This is a genomic window from Paucibacter sp. M5-1 (genome assembly GCF_027498415.2).
Taxonomy (GTDB): Bacteria; Pseudomonadota; Gammaproteobacteria; order Burkholderiales; family Burkholderiaceae_C; genus Roseateles_E.
On record NZ_JAPZLM020000001.1, the window covers coordinates 3,049,461 to 3,070,593 of the forward strand.

Consider the following 21,133-nt stretch of genomic DNA (forward strand, 5'->3'; position numbering starts at 1 on the left):
GGCTACTCCAGAAACAAGCGGGTCAGCCCCTTGACAGTGATCAGGCTGCCGGGATTGCTGGTCTCGTTGAGCACGCCGCTCATGCGCCGCAGGATGCGCGGGCTTTTCTGCGCGCGCCAGATCAGCAGGTCGACCAGCCAGGGTGTGCCGTTGATGCGGTCGGCGCGGGCATAGAGATCGAATTTGGGCTTGAGTCCGCGCAGGCCCTGCTCGTAGAGGGCGCGCGCCGCGGCATCGTCCTCGCGATGGGCCAGCACCGCCTCGGCGGCCAGCATGCCGGTCTCCAGCGCCTTGCCGATGCCCTCGCCGGTGAAGGAGTAGGTGGAGCCCGCCGCCTCGCCGGTGACCATCAGGCCGGGCCGGCTCCAGCGCGCGCCCTCCAGGCTGAAGCGCAGCGGCGCGCCCTTCAACTCACCGACCAGCTCGCCCTCGCGCATCAGCTGCGCGGCGGGCTCGTAATGCGTGGTGAAGGCATCGAAGATGGCACGCAGATTCAGCGCCTTCTTGGCCCCCTTGCCGGCGGCGGAGCTGTGGCTGCCGGTCACGCCGACACCGATATTGAAGCAGTCATCGGGCGCTGGAAAGATCCAGCCATAGCCCGGCCGCAGCGCCCGGCTCCAGACCACGTCCATGGCCTTGATGCGCCCCACCATTGAAGGTGCCCGCACATAGCCGCGCAAGGCCACGCCGCTGGGCGTGTGGCGCTCGCACATGCCGGCGGCGCTCAGGGCCATCGGCGTCGCGCCGGTGGCCAGCAGCAGCCAGCGGGCTCGGATCTCGATCACTTGCTCATCCTGCCGCAGCCGGGCGCCGACGACACGGCCCTGCGCATCCTCCAGCGGCGCCTCGAAACGCCAGGGCGTCAGCACGCGCGCGCCGGCCGCCTGCGCCGCCTCCAGCAGCAGCAGATCCAGCTCGCGCCGCGGCAGCACCGCCAGATTGCCCGGCACATCGATGCGGCCGCCGCGCGGGCCTATGCAGCCCACATGCGCGATGCGCTGCGCCTTGGCCATCACCGCATCCAGCACGCCGAGCCGCGACAGCGCGGCATGGGCATCCGGGATCAGACCATCGCCGCAGATCTTGTCGCGGCCGGGCTTGTGCTGGTCGACCAGCAGCACATCCAGGCCCTGCTGGGCCAGTCGGCGTGCGGCCGCCGAGCCGGCTGGACCGGCGCCGATGATCAGCACCTCGCAATGGGTCGGCAGACTGTTGCCTGAGGCTGCGACTGTTGCTGCGGGGATGGTCATGGCGGGCAATTCGATCAGGGTCGGGACTGAATTCTAGGAGGCCGGAACCCCCAGGCTTACCCTAGGTTGCTTGCCATTCGACGCAAGTTCGCATGCTATGCGCACAAAACCCCGTTGCCCTGCAGCGACATGCGCGTGTTTCCGCATGTGTCTATTTGGTGTCGCTCCATAGAATCCGCAACGCTAATTCGCGCCCGGTCACCTGACCCTCGCGAGCCGCAGACAAGCGGTGACAGATCGGTCAAAAGCCTTTTTTTGGAGCACACATGTTTAAGAAAACCCGAGTGAGTACCGCTGCTGCCTTGCTGGCCGGCGGCCTGCTGCCGACCTTGTTGGTGCCAGCAATGGCGCAGAGCACCGGCACCACGGTCGAGAAGGTGGAAACCGTCGTCGTGACCGGTTCGCGCATCGTGCGCCCCAACCTGACCAGTTCCACGCCGGTGCTGGCGATCAGCGCGGAAACCATGAGCAATCTGGGCATGGAAAACTTCGCCGACATGGCGACCCAGTTGCCGCAGTTCTCGCCCGCCTTCGGCTCTTCGCGTACACAGTCAACCTTCTCCGGTGTTGAGTCCTCGGGCCTGAACAATGCCAATCTGCGCAACCTCGGCGCCAACCGCAGTCTGGTGCTGATCAACGGTCGCCGCGTGCCTGGCGGCACCTCGACCGACACGGCAGTTGACTTCAACTCCATCCCGACCGCCAATATCGAGCGCATCGAAGTCATCACCGGCGGCGCTTCGGCCATTTACGGCGCCGATGCGATGGGCGGCGTGATCAACATCATCACGAAGAAGAACTTCGATGGCATCGAGCTGAACGTCAGCTATGGCGAGTCCGACAAGGGTGACAACAAGAACCCCAGCGCGTCGCTGCTGATGGGCGGCAAGTTCGGCGATGCCGGCCGCGCCACACTGACCTTCCAGTTTGACAAACAAGGCCAAGTCAGCTGCGCCGATCGTGAGTTCTGCAAGGACGACTTCTTCTGGACCGTCCCGGATAACCCGATCTTTGGCCCCAGCGCCCGCTCCGGTGTCGGCGCCAACGGGCGATTCTTCATTGAAAACGCAGCTGCCCAAACTTCAGCCAGCTACACCCGTCGTGGCAGCAGCTTCACCAATGCCACCGGCGGCCTGATCCCGTTCGCCACCGCTACTGACGGCTATAACCGCAACGGCCAGCGAGACCTGGCGATCCCGACCAAGCGTGTGCTGGTGGCCGGTGAAGCCGAGTACAAAGTCAACAAGAACGTCACGGCCTTCGGTGAGTTCAATTTCGCGAATACTTCGATTGCCTCCAGATTTGAAGGCCATCCTTTCCAGTCCAGCTCTGATCTCTATGCTGGCCTGGAAGCCAGCATCCCGGTGAACAACCCCTTCATGCCTGCTGCTCTGCGCAACGCCATGATTGCCGCTGGCGACACACAGATGACTTGGTGGCAGCGCTTCTCCGACGAGACCATGGGCGGCAATCGCGGCGCGACCAGCGAGCGCACCATGTATCGCACCGTCGTCGGCATCAAGGGCGAACTGGACACTCTGGCTGGTTTCGGCAATGACTGGCGCTGGGAACTGTCGAGCACCTTTGGTCGCACCCGTGTGAACCTGGGCACCGAGGGCTCGGTGGGCCGTGCACAGCTGTATAACGGTTTGCGCGTTTCGGAGACCGCTCCGGGCTCCGGCGTCTATCAGTGTTCCGATGTGGCTGCGCGCGGCAATGGCTGTGTGCCGATCAATCCCTTCGCCCCCTACACCCAGGCGATGAAGGACTATCTGATGGTGGACACCCGCTCCACCGGCCAGAGCTCGATGAACGACACCATCGCCTCGCTGTCGGGTTCGGTGTTCAAGCTGCCGGCTGGCGATGTCCGCGTCGCCGTCGGTGGCCAGCAACGCAGCCTGTCTGGCTATATGGATCATGACACCCAGATCAATCTGGGTAATGTGACCGGCAACCAGATTGGTGATACCGACTATGTGAAGATCAAGACCAAGGAAGTCTTCGCCGAAATCCTGGTGCCGGTCTTGGCTGACAAGCCCTTCATCAACTCGCTGAACCTGGAAGGCGCGGCCCGCCACTCCAGCAGCGGCGGCAAGACCTACGACACCTGGAAACTGGGTGGCGACTGGGAGCCGGTCGGAGGCCTGCGCTTCCGCGCAATGAAGGCGCGTGCAGTGCGCACTCCGGTGCCTGGTGAGTTGTCCGGCATTGGTCAGACCTTCGGCGTCATTAACGACCCCTGCACCGCGACACGCCGCAACCTGAACGCAGTTCGTGCTGCCAACTGCGCGACCGACGGCATTCCGGGCAACTACGCGCCTGCTCAATCCATCGAGCAAAGCGTCGAGGGCTTCTCGGGCGGCAATGCTAATCTGAACCCTGAAAAGGGCACGACCTGGACTTACGGCTTTGTGTTCCAGCCAAACATGGTCAAGGGTCTGTCGATCGCCGTGGACCGGTTCGAGATCCGCGTGCAGGACATGATCAAGGCGATCAGTCGCCAGGAAGCGGTTAACCTCTGCTACGACACGACCACGCGCGCATATTGCGATGTTGTGACACGTGGCACCCATCCACTGGCCCCCGGCGCCAACTACGTGCTGCGCTCGGTCAACGAGCAGTTGAAGAACGTCGCGTCGATGGACATCAAGGGCGTGGACATCGACGTTCGTTACGGCTTCAAGACCGGTCGCTTCGGTGACTTCGACCTGTCTGCCATCGCGACCATTTACGATAAGGCCAGCTTGCTGGGCTACGCTGGTGGCCCGACGATCGATCTGCTGGGTCAGGCTGGTGGCTCGACCACCGACCAGGGCTACATCAAGTTCACCGCCAACGGCAGCGTTGGCTGGAAGCTGGGTGCATTCAAGGCGAACTGGAACATCCGCCACATCGGCAAGGCCGACATGGCTCCGGGAACGACCGAGGAAGGCTTCCCCAAGATCGCCGCTCATACGTACCACAACGTTCGCGTCGGCTACGCGCTGAACAAGGGCACGGAGCTGTATGCAGGCGTGACCAATCTGTTCGACAAGAAGCCGCCGCTGTTCGCATCGGGTACCGCCGGTACCCAAGCCCTGGACACCATCCCGGGCTACTACGACGTGTTTGGCCGCTCCTTCTTCGTGGGCATGAACGCCAAGTTCTAAGACCTCGCGGTCCTAGCAATGAAAACGGCGCCCTCGCAGTCCGTGTCAATACTCTGACGCTAAGCTGAAGGCCTGAAGACAATGCCCTGCAACGCAAGTTGCAGGGCATTGTTCTTATGGGCTACGTGCAAGGACAGAGTCGAGACCAGGGCAGCCTGTTTCCGGTGTCGCTGGACGAGTTGATCGGACCGGAGCATGTGTGCCGGGTGATCGCGGCGTTCGTGGCGCGGCTGGACCTGAAGGCGCTGGGTTTTGCTCGAGCCCACAGCAAGGCCACAGGCCGCCCGCCGTACGACCCGGCGGACCTGCTGATGTTGTACCTGTACGGCTACCTCAATCGGTTCCGCTCATCGAGGCGTCTGGAGCGGGAGTGCCAGCGCAACATCGAACTGATGTGGCTGCTGCACCGGCTCACGCCCGACCACAAGACCATTGCCGAGTTCCGTCGCTGCAACGCGCAGCCGCTACGCCGAGCCGGGGCCGAGTTCGTGCGCTTTTGCGCCGAAGCCGGTCTGATCCGCGGAGAGTGGGTGGCCGTGGACGGGACGAAGTTCCAGGCCGTGGCCAGCGGCAAGGCCATCCTGGACGAGGTCCAGCGGGCCGAACTGCAGGCCAAGCTGGAGCAGCGCATTGCGCAGTACCTGCAGGAGTTGGAGGCGGCCGACCAGCAGCAAGGCGAGGCGGAGCTGGACGCTCAGGCGCTGCGCCAGGCGCTGGCGCGGCTGCAGCTACAGCAGGCCGAGCTGGCGAAGGTGGACAGCGACAAGCAGCGCTACGTGAGCACCGAGCCCGAGGCTGTAGTGCTCAAGGGCAAGGGCCCGGGCTACAACGTACAGACCGCCGTCGACGCCGAGCATGCCCTGATCGTGGCCCACGAGGTCAACGCGCAGGCGGGTGACAACGGCTGCCTGCAGCGCATGGGCGAATCGGCGCAGCAGACCCTGGGCGGCACGGAGCTCAAGCTGGTGGCGGATGCGGGCTATGCCAATGGCGAACAGGCGCAGGCGCTGGAGGATCAAGGCGTGCGGGTGCATGTCCCCGTCAAGCGCGCGGTCAACAACCAGGGCGAGGGGGACTTGTTCGACCAAGGCCGCTTCACCTACGACGCACAGGCTGACGCCTACGTCTGCCCGGCAGACAAACTGCTGCAGCGCAAGCAGTTGCATCGGGCGGGTAAGGTCGTGATCTATGCAGCGCAGCCCGGCGATTGCGGCGCTTGCGCGATGAAGGCGCGCTGCACGCAGGCCCCACGGCGCACGCTCAGTCGCCATCTCTACGAAGAGGCATTGCAGCGCATCCACCAGCGCGCTACACCCCAGGCAATGAGGCTGCGCCGCTGCACCGTCGAACACCCGTTTGCGGCCCTGAAGTTCCACATCTTCGAGAAGCCCCGCTTCCTGATGCGAGGCCTGACGGGGGCCGGCGCGGAGATCGCGTTGGCGACACTGGCCTACAACGTCAAACGGGCACTGGCGGTGCTGGGTGGGCAGCAAATGTTGCAAAAGCTAGCTATGTGATGCCGGTGCCAGTGTTTGTTGCGGTCCGACACAAGGCTTCGGCTGTTCAGCCCACCGTCACGCAATACGCTCCAATGGACACCTCGCGCGCGCCCAAACAAAAGCGCTCCGAGAAACTCGGAGCGCTTTGCTCTTGGCGCCCTTCGCAGCCGTTTTGACACGGACTGCTCGGGCGCCGTTTTTTTATGCCCATTCGGGCGACATCAAACTGCGGCTTTGACCTTCAAGCGCCACGCATGCAGCAACGGTTCGGTATACCCGCTCGGCTGCTCCTTGCCCTTGAACACCAGATCCAGCGCTGCCTGGAAGGCCGCACCTTGCGGGTGGGCGACCAGGCTCTTGTAGGCGGCGTCGCCGGCGTTCTGGCCATCCACCACGGCCGCCATGCGCGCAAAGGTCTCGCGCACCTGGGCTTCGCTGACCACGCCGTGGTGCAGCCAGTTGGCGATGTGCTGGCTGGAGATGCGCAGTGTGGCGCGGTCTTCCATCAGGCCGATATTGTGGATGTCAGGCACCTTGGAGCAGCCGACGCCCTGGTCGATCCAGCGCACCACATAGCCCAGGATGCCCTGGACGTTGTTGTCCAGTTCCTGCTGGCGCTCGGCGGCGCTCCAGCTGGCCTCGGCCACGACGGGAATGCTCAGCAGCTTGTTCAGGATCTCATCGCGTTCGCCGTCGGCATCGACCTTCTCCAACTCCTGCTGCACCGCCGCGACGCTGACCTGGTGGTAGTGCAGCGCATGCAGGGTCGCCGCGGTCGGTGACGGCACCCAGGCGGTGTTGGCGCCGGCCTTGGGGTGGGCGATCTTCTGTTCCAGCATCGCCGCCATCAGGTCCGGCATGGCCCACATGCCCTTGCCGATCTGGGCCCGGCCGCGCAGGCCGCAGGACAGGCCGGTCAGCACATTGCTGCGCTCGTAGGCCTGGATCCAGGCGCTGCTCTTCATGTCGCCCTTGCGCAGCATCGGCCCCGCCAACATCGCGGTGTGCATCTCGTCCCCGGTGCGGTCCAGGAAGCCGGTGTTGATGAAGGCGACGCGGCTCGATGCCGCCGCGATGCAGGCCTTCAGATTGACGCTGGTACGGCGCTCCTCGTCCATGATGCCCAGCTTGACCGTGCTGTCGGGCAGACCCAGCAGCCGCTCGACGCGGCCGAACAGCTCGGCAGCGAACGCCACCTCGGCCGGGCCGTGCATCTTGGGCTTGACGATATAGATCGAGCCGGCGCGCGAATTGCCGCGCCGCTTCAGATCATGCAGCGCAATGGTCACCGTGATGACCGCGTCCATGATGCCTTCGGGAATCTCGGCGCCGCCGTCCAGCAGGATGGCCGGATTCGTCATCAGATGGCCGACATTGCGGACGAACATCAAGGAGCGGCCATGCAGCACGACCTCGCCGCCATTCGGGTCGGTGTAGCGGCGATCCGGATTGAGGCGGCGCGTGAAGGTCTTGCCGCCTTTGCTGAGTTCCTCGGTCAAGCTGCCCTGCTGGATGCCCAGCCAGTTGCTGTAGGCCAGCAGCTTGTCCTCGGCGTCGACCGCCGCGATCGAGTCCTCCAGATCCAGAATGGTGGACAAGGCCGCTTCCAGCACCAGATCGCTGATGCCAGCCGCATCGCTGGCACCGATCGGCGTGGTCCGGTCGATCTGGATGTCCAGATGCAGGCCGTTGTGAACCAAGAGCACCGACGAGGGCGCAGCCGCATAGCCCTGATAGCCGACGAACTGGGCCGCGTCCGCCAGACCCGTGGTCGAGCCATCGATCAAGGCCACCACCAGGCGGCCGCCCTCGACCCGGTAGCCGGCCGCGTCCTTGTGCGAGGCGCCAGCCAGCGGCGCCGCCTGGTCCAGCACCTGCCGGGCAAAGGCGATCACCTTGGCGCCGCGCACCAGGTTGTAGGCGCCGGCGCGCTCGGCACCATCGGCCTCCGAGATCGCATCGGTACCGTACAGCGCGTCATACAGCGAGCCCCAGCGCGCATTGGCCGCGTTCAGCGCGTAACGGGCGTTCAGGATAGGCACCACCAGCTGCGGGCCGGCCTGCAGAGCCAGTTCGGCATCGACATTCGCGGTGCTGGCGCTGACCGCACCGGGCGCCGGCACCAGATAGCCGATGCGTTCCAGAAACGCGCGGTAGGCCGGCATGTCGGTAATCGGCCCCGGATGGGCGCGGTGCCAGCCATCGAGCTCGGACTGCAAACGGTCGCGCTCGGCCAGCAGCGCGGCGTTCTTGGGTGCCAGCTCATGGGCGATGGCATCGAAGCCGGCCCAGAAGTCGGCACTCGCTACACCGGTGCCGGGCAATACCTTCTGCTCAATGAAACTGTGCAGCGCAGTCGCGATCTGAAGGCGATGAACAGGGGTATATGAAGTACTCATGGCGAGGCCCGATAAAGGTTGGTGACGATAGGTAGCGGCGACAGCCGGAGCGGTCGCCATGCTGCAAGCAACTGTAGGGCTTGCCTGGTCGAGATTCGATATCGGCCAGACACAAGATCTTTGCACCCGCCGCACAAACAAAAAAAGCGAGCCCGAAGGCCCGCTTTGCCTGAAGGCAGGATGCTGCCGACTCAGAACTTCAGCGTTGCACCCACCGTGATGTAGCGCCCCACAACGTCGTAGACCTGCGGGAAGGTGTTGCCGCTGTTGGCCGTGGTCGTGCCAATGGTGTTGCCCACCTCTGGCGCCTTCTCATCGAAAGCGTTGTTGACGCTCAGATTCAGGCGCAGGTTCTTGTGCACATTCCAGGCTGCCGACAGGTCCACATAGTTGTAGGCCTTGATCTTGGAATAGGCCGGCAGGAAGTTCGTGCCGCCAGGCTCCTCGGTCATCTTGCCGATATGACGCCAGTTGTAGCCCAGCGTCCAGTCGCCGAACATCCAGGTGGCGCGCTGGGTGAACTTGGTCTTGGGCATGAAGCCCGAGGCCGTACCGTTCAAGTTGCCGCAGGCGATCGAGTAGTAGCCCAGGCAGTCGCGCTTCACCGCTGCAGGCGTCGGCTGAATGGCATGCTTCTCGGCGATATTGGCATTCAGGCCAATATCGACCTTGCCCCATTTCGCATCGGCGCCGAGCTTGCGCAAGTCCACCAGATAGCTGACGCCGATATCAACACCTGCGGTCCACAGCTTGCCCAGATTCGACTGGGGCGTCACGACGCCGGGAGAGTCCGCGCCGTTGAACGTGCCCAACGGGCCACGCAGCACCAACTGGCAGGCTGCGTTCATCGTCAGACCGCTGTTGCGAGCCGGGTCATAGCAGTCGGTCAGGATGTCGGTGACGCTGGGGCTGGAGACCGCCTTCTTCAGGTTGATCTTGTAGTAGTCCAGTGACAAGGTCAGGTTCTGAACCATCGAGGGCTGGAAGACAAAGCCCAGCGTCGTGGTATCAGCTTCTTCAGGGCCAAGGTTGGGATTACCACCCGTGCGGTTGTTGATCTGGCCGGCAGCAGGGGCAGGCAGATTGCCAACCGATGCCAGCGGTACGCCAGTCAGGCGGCAGAGGTTAGACAAAGTACCGGCCGTGTTGGCCTGGCCTTGGTTGATGTTGGCACCCTGGCAGGGATCTGTCGCCAGATTCGACAGGCCCGACACCAACGGCGCATAGAGTTCGTTGATATTGGGAGCGCGAGTGGCGCGTTGCTGCATCGCGCGGATGCGGAAGCCCTGCACCGGCTCCCAGTCGCCACCGACCTTCCAACTGCCATAGTCAACGCTATTGGTGGTCTTGAACTCAGTGTGGCGATAGCCCAACTCAAGCCCCAGCTTGTGGGCCAGCGGCTTGTTCTTCAGCAATGGGATGCTGGCTTCGACATACAGCTCGTCGAGCTTGAGCTTGCCGGAGCGGTCCGGCGTCGGTGCGCCAGTGCCCAGCACTTCGCCCTGGATCTGCGAGGCGCTGTCGGAGAAGTTCGAGGCGGTGACCTCCCGGCTCTCGATACCGGCGGCAACGCCGATCGGATCAGTAGACCAGGGGCTCTTGAAGCGCCCAAGGTCACCTGACACGTTGGCGGCCATCACCTGCTGCTCGACCTTGCTCTGCAAAATGGCGCTGAGGTTGATGAAGTTCAGCATCGCCGGTGTGATCGAGCCTTCGGCACCAAACACATTCAGAGGCACGCAGCCGTTGGCGGTGTTGCGGCAGGTCGTGGTGCTGACCGCATCCAGGGCCTGACGGACCTTGGACAACGACCCCCAGTTGCCACGGGTCTGGACCTGGGTCGATTCGCCCTTGGAGATGTAGGCGTCGTAACTCCAGTTGTCGTTGATCGCACCCTTCAGGCCGACCGTGCCCTGCATGGACTTGTTGTTGAAGTCATTGATGCGGGGACCGAGCTCTGTGAAACGGCGGCCGATGGCCATCGGCACCATCGTGGTGTTGCCCAGCACGCAGTTGGCGGCGGAGATACCGCGCACCTGGCAGATCTGCTGACGTGCGGTTTCAGGGATGAAGGGGTTGCCGATGGGCACCTGGTAGGTGTTCAGGAAGCTGCCGCTGGGCGCCAAGTGCGAGAGCACGTCCGAACGTGAGTAGAACAGGTCCGCATAGACCTCGGCATGATCATTGATGACGAAGTTGCCGAGTGCCGTAGCCTGCATGCGGTCCAGCGGCGTGACGTAGAAATTCAGCGGGTTGAAGTTATAGGTGTTGAACGGTGCGTCCAACCGCCCGGTGGCCGGGTTGATCTGCACATCGGCCAGGCTGGGCGTGCCGGCTGGCAGTCCGAGGATCGAGCCGATCTGGATCGCCGAAGGCACGCCGGTCGGCGAACCCTGCGGCAAACCGGTACCCGAGGAGCGCGAAGTCGAACCGATGGCACGCTCGCCCTGGCGCAATTCATCGGTCTTGGTCGTTCCGAGGCTCAGCACCATGCTGCCACGGCCGTCGCCGAAGGCACCGCCCATGGTCAGATCGGTGCGGCGCCGGCCGGCATCACCTCGGTCGGACTTGCCATAGCTCGTGCTGAGTTCGACACCCTTGAACTGGCGATTCAGCACGAAGTTGGCCACGCCGGATACGGCGTCGGCGCCGTAAACGGCAGAGGCGCCGCCGGTCACCAGGTCGATGCGCCGCAGCAGGGCCACCGGGATGGAGTTGGTGTCGACATTGGCATTCAGGTCGAACGGCACCATGCGGCGACCGTCGATCAGCACCAGCGAGCGGTAGCTGCCCAGACCACGCAAATCGATGGTTGCACCACCGCCGCTGCCATTGTTAGTCGCAGCGCCAATGGCGGGCACAGCGGCCGGCAAACCCTTGATGACCTCTTCAACCGCCACCGGCTGGCTCGAATTGATCTCGGCCACGCCGATCGAGGTCACGGGACTGCTCGAGACCGCACTGATGGTCTTGATACGTGTGCCGGTGATCTCAACCCGTTCCAGGGTCTCTTGCGCCAAGACAGGCGCATACATGGCTGCGCCTAGGCACAGAAGTGCGGCGGTACTGAGGGGACTGCGTTTGAACATGGGCGCTCCTTATGAAAGCTGGCCTGTGGCGCCGTCCTTCTAGGAAGGTCGGCCCGGTTTGGGGGTAGGACTGAAACGCTTGTGCGTTCTGCGTTCGCGAAAGCTGGAGTCTTCACGTTCTGCTTACACCCAAGGACCCGGGTTCGCCCCAATAGAGTCTCGATGCAGCGCTCTTACCTGGGAATAAGGGGCAAATTCAGGAGAAAACCCCTAGCCTTCGAGGCAGGCCGATTGCGTCCATTTGTTGTCGATGCGCGACAGGCGCACAAGATCGCCAGTCCGTCAGCCCACACCCTCAGCAGCCCCATGACGAATCGCACTGTTCAAGCGCGCTGGAATTTCCATGCTTCGCTATCGCAATTGCGATTAAAAAAGTTCTTAATTGTTGGGAAAATTTGTTGATTAAGGCATTAAAAATACTTACCCTGCCGCCATGGACCGCCTCAAGCAGATCGAATCCTTCGCCCTGGTGGCGACCAAGGGCAGCCTGACGGCCGCAGCCCAGACCGAAGGGGTGGCGCCGGCGGTGATGGGCCGGCGCATCGATGCGTTGGAAGAGCGGCTGGGGGTCAAGCTCCTGGTGCGCACGACCCGGCGCATCACGCTGACGCATGAGGGCAGCGCCTTTCTGGAGGACTGCCAGCGCCTGCTGGTCGAGTTCGCCGATGCCGAGGCCAGCGTCAGCGCCGGCGGGCTCAAGGCCAGCGGCCATCTGCGCATCACCGCGCCGGCCGGCTTCGGGCGCCGCCATGTGGCGCCGCTGGTGCCCGAGTTCCTGGCCAGCCATCAGGAGCTGAGCATCTCGCTGAACCTCAGCGACCGGGTGGTGGACATCGCCGGCGAGGGTTTCGACTGCGCGGTGCGGGTCGGCGATCTGGTCGACTCCAGCCTGGTCAGCATGCGCCTGGCCGACAACCGGCGCCTGTGCGTGGCCACGCCCGGCTATCTGAAGCGCGCCGGCGTGCCGCAGCACCCGTCCGAGTTGGCGCGCCAGCAATGCCTGGGCCTGAGCTCGGACGCCAGCCAGACGCGCGGCTGGGCCTTCATGGTGGACGGCGAGTTGCTGCACTGGCGGCCCAGCGGCCGGCTCGATTGCAGCGACGGCCAGGTGCTGCACGACTGGTGCCTGGCCGGCCTGGGCCTGGCCTGGCGCAGCATCTGGGAGGTCGAGGCCGACATCAAGGCCGGGCGGCTGCAGGCGGTGTTGGAGGACTTCGCCGCGCCGCCCAACGGCATCTTCGCGGTGGTGCCGCAGCGCAAGCATCTGCCGCTGCGCGTGCGGCTGTGGATAGACTTTCTGAAGCTCAATTACGGCGACCCCGGCTACTGGGCCCGGGCCGCCGGTCGGGAGCGCTGAGCGCTCAGCTCTTGGCGCTCAGGCACTCCTTCATGAAGGCCTTGCGCTCATCGCCGCTCTTGCCCTTGGCGTCGGCATTGCAGGCCTTCATCTTTTCCTGCTGAGGCGTGCCGTTGGCGGCCGCAGCGGCCGGCTTGGCCGACAGGCATTCCTTCATGAAGGCCTTGCGCTCGTCGCCGGTCTTGCCCTTGGCATCGGCATTGCAGGTCTTCATCTTCTGCTGCTGCGGCGTGACCGCCTTCTCTTCGGCATGGGCACCGAAGGCGGCGAGCGCCAAGCCGAGCATGATGGTGATGGGCTTCATGAGCTGTTCCTTCCCTGTGGGGTATGGGTTGCGGATCCGGCGGGGACCCTGGCGGATTCCAACACAGCAACGCCAGCGACTCAACACCGGTTTACCGGGCCGTCACAGAATGCGGCGCGGGTGCGCAATGGCCTCGTGTGCCGCATGCAGACGGCGCACCAGCACCTGGATGAAGGCGCGGTCGAAGCGATGCTGGCATTCTGGGCTCAGCAGGCCCAGCGACTCGGGCGTGAACGAGATCGTCGTGCAGATCTCGCTGACCTTGATGTCGGTACTGTGGCGGCGCAGATCGGGGTTGGGCGCCAGATAAGCCATCTCGCCGACCGAGGTGCCAGTGCCCAAGGTGGCCACCTTGGCGCCGTCGCGGAACACCTCGACCTCGCCCTGCGCAATGATGTGGAAGGTATTGCCTTCCTGACCGCGCTTGTAGAGCGCATGCTCGAGCGGGTAGCGCCGCCAGCGCGCCCGGTGCACCACCTCCCACAGCTCGACATCGCCGAAGTCGGCAAAGAACTCCAGCTCGCGTAAAAGATTGAAACGCTCGGAATCCTTGACCTCGTAGAGCCGCGCCAGCGGCACCAGCTGGCGCGCCACCAGCTCCGAGAGCGCGCGGCCGAAACTGTCCCAGTCCGGGTAACGATCGGCCGGCTGCTTGGCCAGCGCGCGCAGGATCACCGCATCCAGCTCGGCGGTGACGCCGCCGCGCAACCCCACCAGCGAAGGCGGCGCCTGGTGGTAGATCTGGTGCATCAAGGCCATCTGGCTGGGCGCATCGAAGGGCGCTCGCCCCGCCACCAGGTGGTACAGCACCGCACCGAGCGCGTAGATATCGGCGCGGCAATCGACATCGCCGCCCTCGATCTGCTCGGGCGGCATATAGGCCAGCGAGCCGACCCGGTGGACCTGGGTTGCGTCGGAGCGCAGGTTCAGCGCGCTGCCGAAATCGCTGACCTTGACATCGGTGACCTGGCCTTGCGCATCCAGCACCGCCAGCAGATTGGCCGGCTTGACATCACGGTGGATCACGCCCTGGCGGAACACATAGTCCAGCGCCATCGCGCACTTGAAACCGAGCTCGACGATCTGGTCCAGCGGCAGCAGCCGGTCGCTGCGGCAAAAGCTCTTCAGGGTCAGGCCCGGCACATATTCCATCACCAGATAGGGCGCGTCCTGCTCGGGCACCGCATCCAGGATCTGCACGACATTGGGATGCTGCAGCCGGCCGGCCAGCGCGGCCTCGGCCGCATAGAAGCGGTTGGCCTGCGTGTCGGGGCCGCCGCGGCTGGTCAGCGCCCAGGCGCGCACCCGCTTGATCGCGACCTCCTTGGCCTTGAACTCGTCCAGGCCCAGGAAGACATCGCTGGTTGCCCCCTCGCCGAGGCGGCGCAGCACACGGTACTTGCCGATATAGGTCGGCAAGTCGGCATGGGCGGCGGGAATGGAAGAGGCGGGGCCGGAGTCCGTGACCATGGCGGGCATCATATGCGCGCCCCGTAGAATTGCGCCCATGATTCAAGCCAAGCAGGATTTGCTCGCCGCCCTCGGCGAGGCCATCCAAGAACTGAGCCCCGGCGCCGAACTGGCCGCCGCTTTCGAGTCCCCCAAGCAGGCCAGCCATGGCGACCTGGCTTGCACCGCCGCGATGCAGCTGGCGCGACCGCTGAAGAAGAATCCGCGCGAGCTGGCGCAAGCCCTGATCGAGGCGCTGCAGCGCCGAGCGGCCTTCCAGCAATGGGTGGAGGCGCTGGAGATTGCCGGGCCCGGCTTTATCAATATCCGTCTGAAGGCCGCCGCCAAGCAGGCCGTTGTCGCCGAGGTGCTGGGGGCCGGCGCCGGCTTCGGCGCGCAGCCGGCCAATGGCCAGCATGTGATGGTCGAGTTCGTCTCGGCCAACCCGACCGGCCCGCTGCACCTGGGCCATGCGCGCCAGGCCGCGCTGGGCGATTCGATCTGTAGCCTGTTCGCGACCCAGGGCTGGGATGTCACCCGCGAGTTCTATTACAACGACGCCGGCGTGCAGATCGCGACCCTGGCCCACTCCACCCAGTGCCGCCTCAAGGGCCTGAAACCCGGCGATGCCGGCTGGCCCGAGTCGGCCTACAACGGCGAGTACATCCAGGACATCGCCGACGACTTCCTGGCCAGGAAGACCGTCAAGGCCGATGACCGCGAATTCACCGCCTCCGGCGACATCGAAGACCTGGACAGCATCCGCCAGTTCGCCGTCGCCTATCTACGCCACGAGCAAGACCTGGACCTGCAGGCCTTCGGCCTGAAGTTCGACAACTACTTCCTCGAATCCAGTCTCTATCAGACCGGCGCGGTCGAAGCCACCGTGGTCAAGCTGCTGGCCTCCGGCAAGACCTTCGAGGAAGGCGGCGCGCTGTGGCTGCGCACGACCGACTACGGTGACGACAAGGACCGCGTGATGCGCAAGTCCGACGGCACGTACACCTACTTCCTGCCCGATGTGGCCTACCACATCGACAAATTCCAGCGCGGCTACACCAAGTGCATCAATGTGCAGGGCACCGATCATCACGGCACGATCGCCCGGGTGCGCGGCGGCCTGCAGGCGGCCGATGTCGGCATTCCGCAGGGCTTCCCCGACTATGTGCTGCACAAGATGGTGCTGGTGATGCGCGGCGGCGAGGAGGTCAAGCTCTCCAAGCGCGCGGGCTCCTATGTGACCATGCGCGACCTGATCGACTGGACCAGCCGCGACGCGGTGCGCTTCTTCCTGACCAGCCGCAAGGCCGACACCGAGTTCACCTTCGACATCGATCTGGCGCTGAAGCAGAACGACGAGAACCCGGTGTTCTATGTGCAGTACGCCCACGCCCGCATCTGCTCCATCATCCGCAACTGGGTGGCCGCCGGCGGCGACGAGAGCCAGTTCGGCGGCGCCGATCTGAGCCTGCTGACAGCCCCGACCGAGGCCGCGCTGATGCTCAAGCTGGCCGACTATCCGCGCATGCTCAGCGGCGCGGCCGAGGGCCTGGCGCCGCATGATGTGGCCTTCTATCTGCGCGATCTGGCCGGCGCCTTCCACAGCTACTATGCGGCCGAGCGCGTGCTGGACCAGGCGCCCGAGCTGACCCGCTCCCGCGCCGCACTGCTGGCCGCCACCCGCCAGGTGCTGCGCAATGCGCTGGCCGTGCTGGGCGTCAGCGCGCCGGAAGTGATGTCACGTGAAACTCTGGAGAATTCATGAGCCGAGCTCAAGCGCAGCGTCAGCAGCGGGGTGGATTTGTACTGGGATTGATCGTCGGGCTTTTGCTGGGGCTGGGCATCGCGCTCGGTGTCGCGCTCTACATCACCAAGGTGCCGATTCCCTTCATCAACAAGGTGCCGCAACGCACAGCAGACCATGACGCGCAGGAAGCCGAGCGCAACCGCAACTGGGACCCCAATGCCGCGCTGAGCCCCCGCCCCGGCGCCAAGGCGGCCAGCGGCGTGCTGAGCCCCGCCCCCGTGCCGGCGCCGGCCGTCACGACGCCAGCGCCCGCGCCCGTCACCCCAGCCCCGGTCCCCGCCGCCGCACCGGCCGCCAGCGCCAAGCCCATCGCGACCGCGCCGGCCGCTACACCCGCCACTGCGCCCGCCAAGGCGGCCAGTGCCGCCGCAGCCGATAGCTATCTTTACTTCGTCCAGGCCGGGGCCTACACCCGCTCCGACGATGCCGAACAGCAGCGCGCCAAGCTGGCGATGCAGGGCTTCAGCGCCAAGGTCTACGAGCGCGAGCAATCGGGCCGCGTGGTGTTCCGCGTGCGCATCGGGCCGATGGACGGCCGCGACGAGGCCGAGGGCCTGCAGCGCAAGGTCGAGGCCGCCGGCATCGAGGCGAATCTGGTGCGCGTCCAGCGCTGAGCGGTCAACTCGCTTAGGATGCAGGCGTTGTCTGTTAATGCTGCCTCGCAAAGGATTTCAGGATGAAGCGTCGTGATTTTTCGGCCCAGCTGGGCTTGTCCGGTCTGGCCCTGGCTGTGCCGGGCCTGAGCCTGGCCCAGGGCGGCCCGCAAGAGGGCAAGCATTACCAGCGCCTGGCGCAGCCGCTGGCGGGCACGCCGGGCAAGATCGAGGTGGTGGAATTCTTCTGGTACGGCTGCCCGCACTGCAATGCCTTCGAGCCGGTGGTGGCCGACTGGGTCAAGCAGTTGCCCGCCGACGTCAGCTTCCGCCATGTGCATGTGGCTTTCCGTGCCAATGTGAAGCTGCACCAGCGCCTGTTCTATGCACTTGAAGCGCTGGGCAAGGAAAAAGATGTGCGCGCCCGCGTCTTTGCCGCGATGCACCGCGAGGGCAAGGCCCTGGACAGCGTCAAGGCCATGACCGAGTTCCTGACGCCGCTGGGCATCGAGGCGGACAAGTTCACCCAGGCCTACAACTCCTTCGGCGTGCAGACCAAATGCACCCAGGCCGAGAAGCTCAGCGAGGCCTATCGCATCGACGGCGTGCCGGCCCTGGGCGTCGGCGGCCGCTTCTGGACCTCGCCGTCGCTGGCCTCGGCCGGCCAGCGTGTCAGCGAGATCGAATCGGGCCAGCGCGCGCTGGCCACGGTGGACTTCCTGATCCAGCGTCTGCGCAGCGGCAAGGCCTGACCCCGCCCGGGCCCCAATCCGGGGCTAGAATGGTCTGCAAGAACTGTGCCGCCATGAACAACAGACCCGCCCCCCTCCGATTGATGCTGCTTGCCCTGGCGCTGGCCGCCGGCGGCTGGGCGGGCTCCGCACAGGCCGAGAAGGCCGACCGCAACAAGCCGATCAATATCGACTACGACCGCGGCGGGGTCGACTTCGTCAAGCAGCGCACCGAATTCAGCGGCAATGTCGTGCTCAGCAAGGGCAGCATGGTGATGCGCGCGGCCCGCATGGATGTGCGCGAGACCAGCGACGGCTACCAGCAGGCCTATGCCAGCGGCGAGGCCGGCAAGCCGGTGACCTTCCGCCAGGCCCGCGATGTGCCGGGCGAGGCGGTCGAGGGCTCGGCCGACCAGGTCGAGTACGACAGCCGCTCCGACACCGTGCGCTTCGTCGGCAATGCGGTGGTGCGGCGCATGCGCGGCGCCACCGTGGCCGACGAGGTGGTCGGTGCGGTGATCCATTACGACAACCGTTCCGAGGTCTTCAGCATCGAGGGCGGCCAGACCTCGCCCCACCCGGCCGGCCGCGGCCGCATGGTGCTGATGCCGCGCGCGGCGGCGGCCTCCGAGCCGGCCGCTCCCGAGCCGGCCCTGCCGCTGCAGACCAGCCCAGGCTTGCAACAGCCGCGCAAGCCTTCATGACGGCCGCCACCCCGGAACCCAGCGCCGCCCTCAGCCGCCTGGAGGCCGAGGGCCTGCAGAAAAGCTATGGCGTGCGCAAGGTGGTCAAGAACGTCCATCTCGATGTGCACAGCGGCGAGGTGGTCGGCCTGCTTGGCCCCAACGGCGCCGGCAAGACCACCAGCTTCTACATGATCGTCGGCCTGGTGCGCGCCGATGCCGGCGAGATCCGCATCGACGGCCGGGCCGTGCAGCGCCTGCCCATCCACCAGCGCTCGCGCCTGGGCCTGTCCTATCTGCCGCAGGAAGCCTCGATCTTCCGCAAGCTGACGGTCGAGGAGAACATCCGCGCGGTGCTGGAGTTGCAGCAGGACGAAAACGGCCGCGCCTGGTCGAGCGCCCGCATCAACGAGGCGCTGGAAAAGCTGCTGGACGAGCTGAGCATCGAGAAGCTGCGCGACAGCCCGGCGCCGGCGCTCTCGGGCGGCGAGCGTCGCCGTGTCGAGATCGCCCGCGCGCTGGCCACCCAGCCGCGCTTCATCCTGCTGGACGAACCCTTCGCCGGCGTCGACCCGATCGCGGTGCTGGAGATCCAGCGCATCATCCGCTTTCTGAAGAGCCGCGGCATCGGTGTGCTGATCACCGACCACAATGTGCGCGAGACCCTGGGCATCTGCGACCGCGCCTACATCATCAGCGAGGGCACGGTGCTGGCCGAGGGCACGCCGCACGAGATTGTTGACAACGCCGACGTGCGCAAGGTCTATCTGGGCGAACATTTCCGTATGTAGGCCCATGAAACAGAGCTTACAGGTCCGCCTCAGCCAGCATCTGGCGCTCACGCCCCAGCTGCAGCAATCGATCCGTCTGCTGCAGCTGTCGACACTGGAGCTGAACCAGGAAGTCGAGCAGATGCTGGCCCAGAACCCGCTGCTCGAAACGGAGGAGGAATTTCCCGACGCGCCGGCCGCCGCCGAGCTGCCGGAGATCCGCAAGGCCCAGGACGAGATCGGCGCCGACAGCGGCGCCGGCGAGCCCGAGACCACGCCCGAGATCCAGGCCGAGGACTTCGGCGCCACCGAGCGCGAGGACTGGGAAAACGGCACCGAGCGAGATGACTTCGACGGCATCCGCGAGCTGCCGAGCAATAGCGGCTCCGGCAGCGGCGACGAAGACGGCGAGCGACCCGAGCAGGACTCGCCGGGCCTGAGCCTGCAGGAGCACCTGAACCAACAGCTGGCCGGCATGATGCTGAGCCCCGAGGATCGCGCCGCGCTCTATGTGTTGATCGAGTCGCTCAACGAGGACGGCTATCTGGAGGACAGCCTCGAAGAGCTGGTCGAATCGCTGGCCGGCGAGGCGGATCCAGAGGCGCGTGACGAGTTGCTGGACCGGCTGCGCTGCGCCCTCAAATGGCTGCAAAGCCTGGAACCGCTGGGCGTCGGCGCCCGCGACCTGCCCGAATGCCTGATCCTGCAGCTGCGCGCACGGCCGCGCAGCGAGGCCCAGGTGGTGGCCATCCTGGTGTGCAAGCAGCATCTGGAGCTGCTGGCCAAGCGCGATCTGAAGAAGCTGATGGCGCTGACCGGCGCCGACGAGGCCTTGCTGCGCGAGGCCCAGGCCCTGATCACCAGTCTCGAGCCCAAGCCGGGCCGCCAGTTCGCGCGCGGCCAGGCCCAGGCGGTGATCCCGGATGTGATCGTGCACAAGGTCGGCCGCGAGTTCCGCGTGATGCTGAACCCCGAGGTCGCGCCCAAGCTGCGCATCAACGAGCTCTATGCCCAGGCACTGCGCGCCACCCGCGGCGGCGTCAGCAACTCGCCGCTGGGCGCCCAGCTGCAGGAAGCGCGCTGGTTCATCAAGAACATCCAGCAGCGCTTCGACACCATCCTGCGGGTCTCGCAGGCCATCGTCGAGCGGCAAAAAGGCTTCTTCACCCATGGCGAGCTGGCGATGAAGCCGCTGGTGCTACGAGAAATAGCCGATGAGCTGGGCCTGCACGAGTCGACCATCTCGCGCGTGACGAATGCCAAGTACATGGCAACCCGCTTCGGCACCTTCGAGCTGAAGTACTTCTTCGGTTCGGGCCTGAACACCGAGGCCGGCGGCAATGCCTCCAGCACGGCGGTGCGCGCGCTGATCAAGCAGTTCGTCGCGGCCGAGGACGCGGCCAAGCCGCTGTCCGACAGCGCGCTGTCGAACATGCTCGAAGAGCAAGGCATCCAGGTCGCCCGCCGCACCGTCGCCAAGTACCGCGAAGCTCTGAAGATCGCGCCGGCGAATCTGCGCAAGGCGATGTGAAAGCTCCGCAATAAGGATGTCCATGAAAGCTCAGACTACAAGCGCGCTCTTGATCCTGCTGTGCAACTCAGCATTGGCGATCGATGATGCGGCGGTTCGTCAATGCCGCAGCCTGAACGAAACTCAGGCCCGGCTGGCCTGCTACGACGCCTTGCCGCTGACGGACATCACCCCGACTGCCACGGTCAAACCGGCGCCCGCTGCGTCAACAGAGCAGTTCGGCCTGCAACGCCCGCCGGGCCAGATCGACACTATCCAGAGCCACATCCCAGGCCGCTTCGAGGGTTGGCGGCCACAACAAACCTTGCGCCTGGCCAATGGCCAGCTCTGGCAGATCAGCGACGACAGCAGCGGCGTCCACAGCATAGAGAACCCGAAAGTGACGATACGCCGCGGCTTCATGGGCGCTTTCTATATGGAGATCGAAGGACGCAATCAGGCGCCGCGTGTTCAACGCCTGCGCTGACGGGAAGGCCGTCTATTGACTTGAATCAAGAGCATTGACGCGGTTCCTGGCTACTG

15 protein-coding genes are annotated in these 21,133 nt (G+C 65.2%); 10 read left to right on the forward strand and 5 right to left on the reverse strand.

From position 1 onward, the window contains the following. Positions 1-2: 2 nt before the first annotated feature. Complete coding sequence (locus O5M90_RS14295; protein ID WP_269839270.1) at positions 3-1,250, reverse strand: NAD(P)/FAD-dependent oxidoreductase; 1,248 nt, start codon at positions 1,248-1,250, stop codon at positions 3-5. Positions 1,251-1,516: 266 nt separating this feature from the next. Between O5M90_RS14295 and O5M90_RS14300 the strand changes: the two genes are divergently transcribed. Further along, the gene (locus tag O5M90_RS14300; protein ID WP_269839271.1) at positions 1,517-4,399 is read left to right on the forward strand and encodes a TonB-dependent receptor domain-containing protein; all 2,883 of its coding nucleotides are present in this window, start codon (positions 1,517-1,519) and stop codon (positions 4,397-4,399) included. A 116-nt stretch (positions 4,400-4,515) separates the two neighbouring features. Further along, positions 4,516-5,916: an IS1182 family transposase gene (locus O5M90_RS14305; protein ID WP_269839272.1), complete on the forward strand. Its 1,401-nt coding sequence runs from the start codon at positions 4,516-4,518 to the stop codon at positions 5,914-5,916. Positions 5,917-6,119: 203 nt separating this feature from the next. On the opposite strand, the gene O5M90_RS14310 is transcribed toward O5M90_RS14305, so the two are convergent. Beyond that, positions 6,120-8,297, reverse strand: a complete 2,178-nt coding sequence (locus O5M90_RS14310; RefSeq protein WP_269839273.1) for a malate synthase G — start codon at positions 8,295-8,297, stop codon at positions 6,120-6,122. A gap of 191 nt (positions 8,298-8,488) precedes the next feature. Beyond that, positions 8,489-11,332: a TonB-dependent receptor domain-containing protein gene (locus tag O5M90_RS14315; RefSeq protein WP_269839274.1), complete on the reverse strand. Its 2,844-nt coding sequence runs from the start codon at positions 11,330-11,332 to the stop codon at positions 8,489-8,491. A 487-nt stretch (positions 11,333-11,819) separates the two neighbouring features. On the opposite strand from O5M90_RS14315, the gene O5M90_RS14320 reads away from it, so the two are divergent. Then, entirely contained in the window at positions 11,820-12,743 is a 924-nt protein-coding gene (locus tag O5M90_RS14320) for a LysR family transcriptional regulator (protein WP_137942599.1), read from the forward strand. Positions 12,744-12,747: 4 nt separating this feature from the next. Here O5M90_RS14320 and O5M90_RS14325 read toward each other — a convergent pair whose 3' ends face one another. Further along, positions 12,748-13,029, reverse strand: a complete 282-nt coding sequence (locus tag O5M90_RS14325) for a PsiF family protein (protein ID WP_137942690.1) — start codon at positions 13,027-13,029, stop codon at positions 12,748-12,750. Positions 13,030-13,149: 120 nt separating this feature from the next. Further along, positions 13,150-14,517 (reverse strand): serine/threonine-protein kinase, encoded by a 1,368-nt coding sequence (locus O5M90_RS14330; protein ID WP_269839275.1) that lies wholly within the window; start codon positions 14,515-14,517, stop codon positions 13,150-13,152. Between the two features lie 37 nt (positions 14,518-14,554). Between O5M90_RS14330 and argS the strand changes: the two genes are divergently transcribed. The 7 genes from argS to O5M90_RS14365 all read left to right on the forward strand — a co-directional run bounded on the left by argS (position 14,555) and on the right by O5M90_RS14365 (position 21,077). Then, the gene (gene argS / locus O5M90_RS14335; protein WP_269839276.1) at positions 14,555-16,261 is read left to right on the forward strand and encodes an arginine--tRNA ligase; all 1,707 of its coding nucleotides are present in this window, start codon (positions 14,555-14,557) and stop codon (positions 16,259-16,261) included. Further along, complete coding sequence (locus O5M90_RS14340; RefSeq protein WP_269839277.1) at positions 16,258-16,917, forward strand: SPOR domain-containing protein; 660 nt, start codon at positions 16,258-16,260, stop codon at positions 16,915-16,917. Before argS ends, O5M90_RS14340 begins: the two co-directional genes overlap by 4 nt. Before the next feature lie 62 nt (positions 16,918-16,979). Next, entirely contained in the window at positions 16,980-17,648 is a 669-nt protein-coding gene (locus tag O5M90_RS14345) for a thiol:disulfide interchange protein DsbA/DsbL (protein WP_137942595.1), read from the forward strand. 53 nt (positions 17,649-17,701) lie between these two features. Beyond that, the gene (gene lptA, locus O5M90_RS14350) at positions 17,702-18,331 is read left to right on the forward strand and encodes a lipopolysaccharide transport periplasmic protein LptA (protein ID WP_440402122.1); all 630 of its coding nucleotides are present in this window, start codon (positions 17,702-17,704) and stop codon (positions 18,329-18,331) included. Further along, on the forward strand, positions 18,328-19,101 hold the full coding sequence (gene lptB, locus O5M90_RS14355) for an LPS export ABC transporter ATP-binding protein (protein ID WP_137942593.1): 774 nt from the start codon (positions 18,328-18,330) through the stop codon (positions 19,099-19,101). Before lptA ends, lptB begins: the two co-directional genes overlap by 4 nt. 4 nt (positions 19,102-19,105) lie before the next feature. Then, on the forward strand, positions 19,106-20,611 hold the full coding sequence (locus O5M90_RS14360; RefSeq protein ID WP_269839279.1) for an RNA polymerase factor sigma-54: 1,506 nt from the start codon (positions 19,106-19,108) through the stop codon (positions 20,609-20,611). A 22-nt stretch (positions 20,612-20,633) separates the two neighbouring features. Then, positions 20,634-21,077: a hypothetical protein gene (locus O5M90_RS14365; protein WP_137942591.1), complete on the forward strand. Its 444-nt coding sequence runs from the start codon at positions 20,634-20,636 to the stop codon at positions 21,075-21,077. Positions 21,078-21,133 lie beyond the last annotated feature (56 nt).

Coding starts and splice junctions, on each gene's coding strand:
- O5M90_RS14305 (WP_269839272.1), top strand. CDS start 4,516: ATGGGCTACGTGCAAGGACAGAGTCGAGACCAGGGCAGCCTGTTTCCG.
- O5M90_RS14345 (WP_137942595.1), top strand. CDS start 16,980: ATGAAGCGTCGTGATTTTTCGGCCCAGCTGGGCTTGTCCGGTCTGGCC.
- O5M90_RS14320 (WP_137942599.1), top strand. CDS start 11,820: ATGGACCGCCTCAAGCAGATCGAATCCTTCGCCCTGGTGGCGACCAAG.
- O5M90_RS14330 (WP_269839275.1), bottom strand. CDS start 14,517: ATGGTCACGGACTCCGGCCCCGCCTCTTCCATTCCCGCCGCCCATGCC.
- O5M90_RS14315 (WP_269839274.1), bottom strand. CDS start 11,332: ATGTATGCGCCTGTCTTGGCGCAAGAGACCCTGGAACGGGTTGAGATC.
- lptA (WP_440402122.1), top strand. CDS start 17,702: ATGAACAACAGACCCGCCCCCCTCCGATTGATGCTGCTTGCCCTGGCG.
- lptB (WP_137942593.1), top strand. CDS start 18,328: ATGACGGCCGCCACCCCGGAACCCAGCGCCGCCCTCAGCCGCCTGGAG.
- O5M90_RS14365 (WP_137942591.1), top strand. CDS start 20,634: ATGAAAGCTCAGACTACAAGCGCGCTCTTGATCCTGCTGTGCAACTCA.
- O5M90_RS14360 (WP_269839279.1), top strand. CDS start 19,106: ATGAAACAGAGCTTACAGGTCCGCCTCAGCCAGCATCTGGCGCTCACG.
- O5M90_RS14340 (WP_269839277.1), top strand. CDS start 16,258: ATGAGCCGAGCTCAAGCGCAGCGTCAGCAGCGGGGTGGATTTGTACTG.
- O5M90_RS14295 (WP_269839270.1), bottom strand. CDS start 1,250: ATGACCATCCCCGCAGCAACAGTCGCAGCCTCAGGCAACAGTCTGCCG.
- O5M90_RS14310 (WP_269839273.1), bottom strand. CDS start 8,297: ATGAGTACTTCATATACCCCTGTTCATCGCCTTCAGATCGCGACTGCG.
- O5M90_RS14325 (WP_137942690.1), bottom strand. CDS start 13,029: ATGCTCGGCTTGGCGCTCGCCGCCTTCGGTGCCCATGCCGAAGAGAAG.
- argS (WP_269839276.1), top strand. CDS start 14,555: ATGATTCAAGCCAAGCAGGATTTGCTCGCCGCCCTCGGCGAGGCCATC.
- O5M90_RS14300 (WP_269839271.1), top strand. CDS start 1,517: ATGTTTAAGAAAACCCGAGTGAGTACCGCTGCTGCCTTGCTGGCCGGC.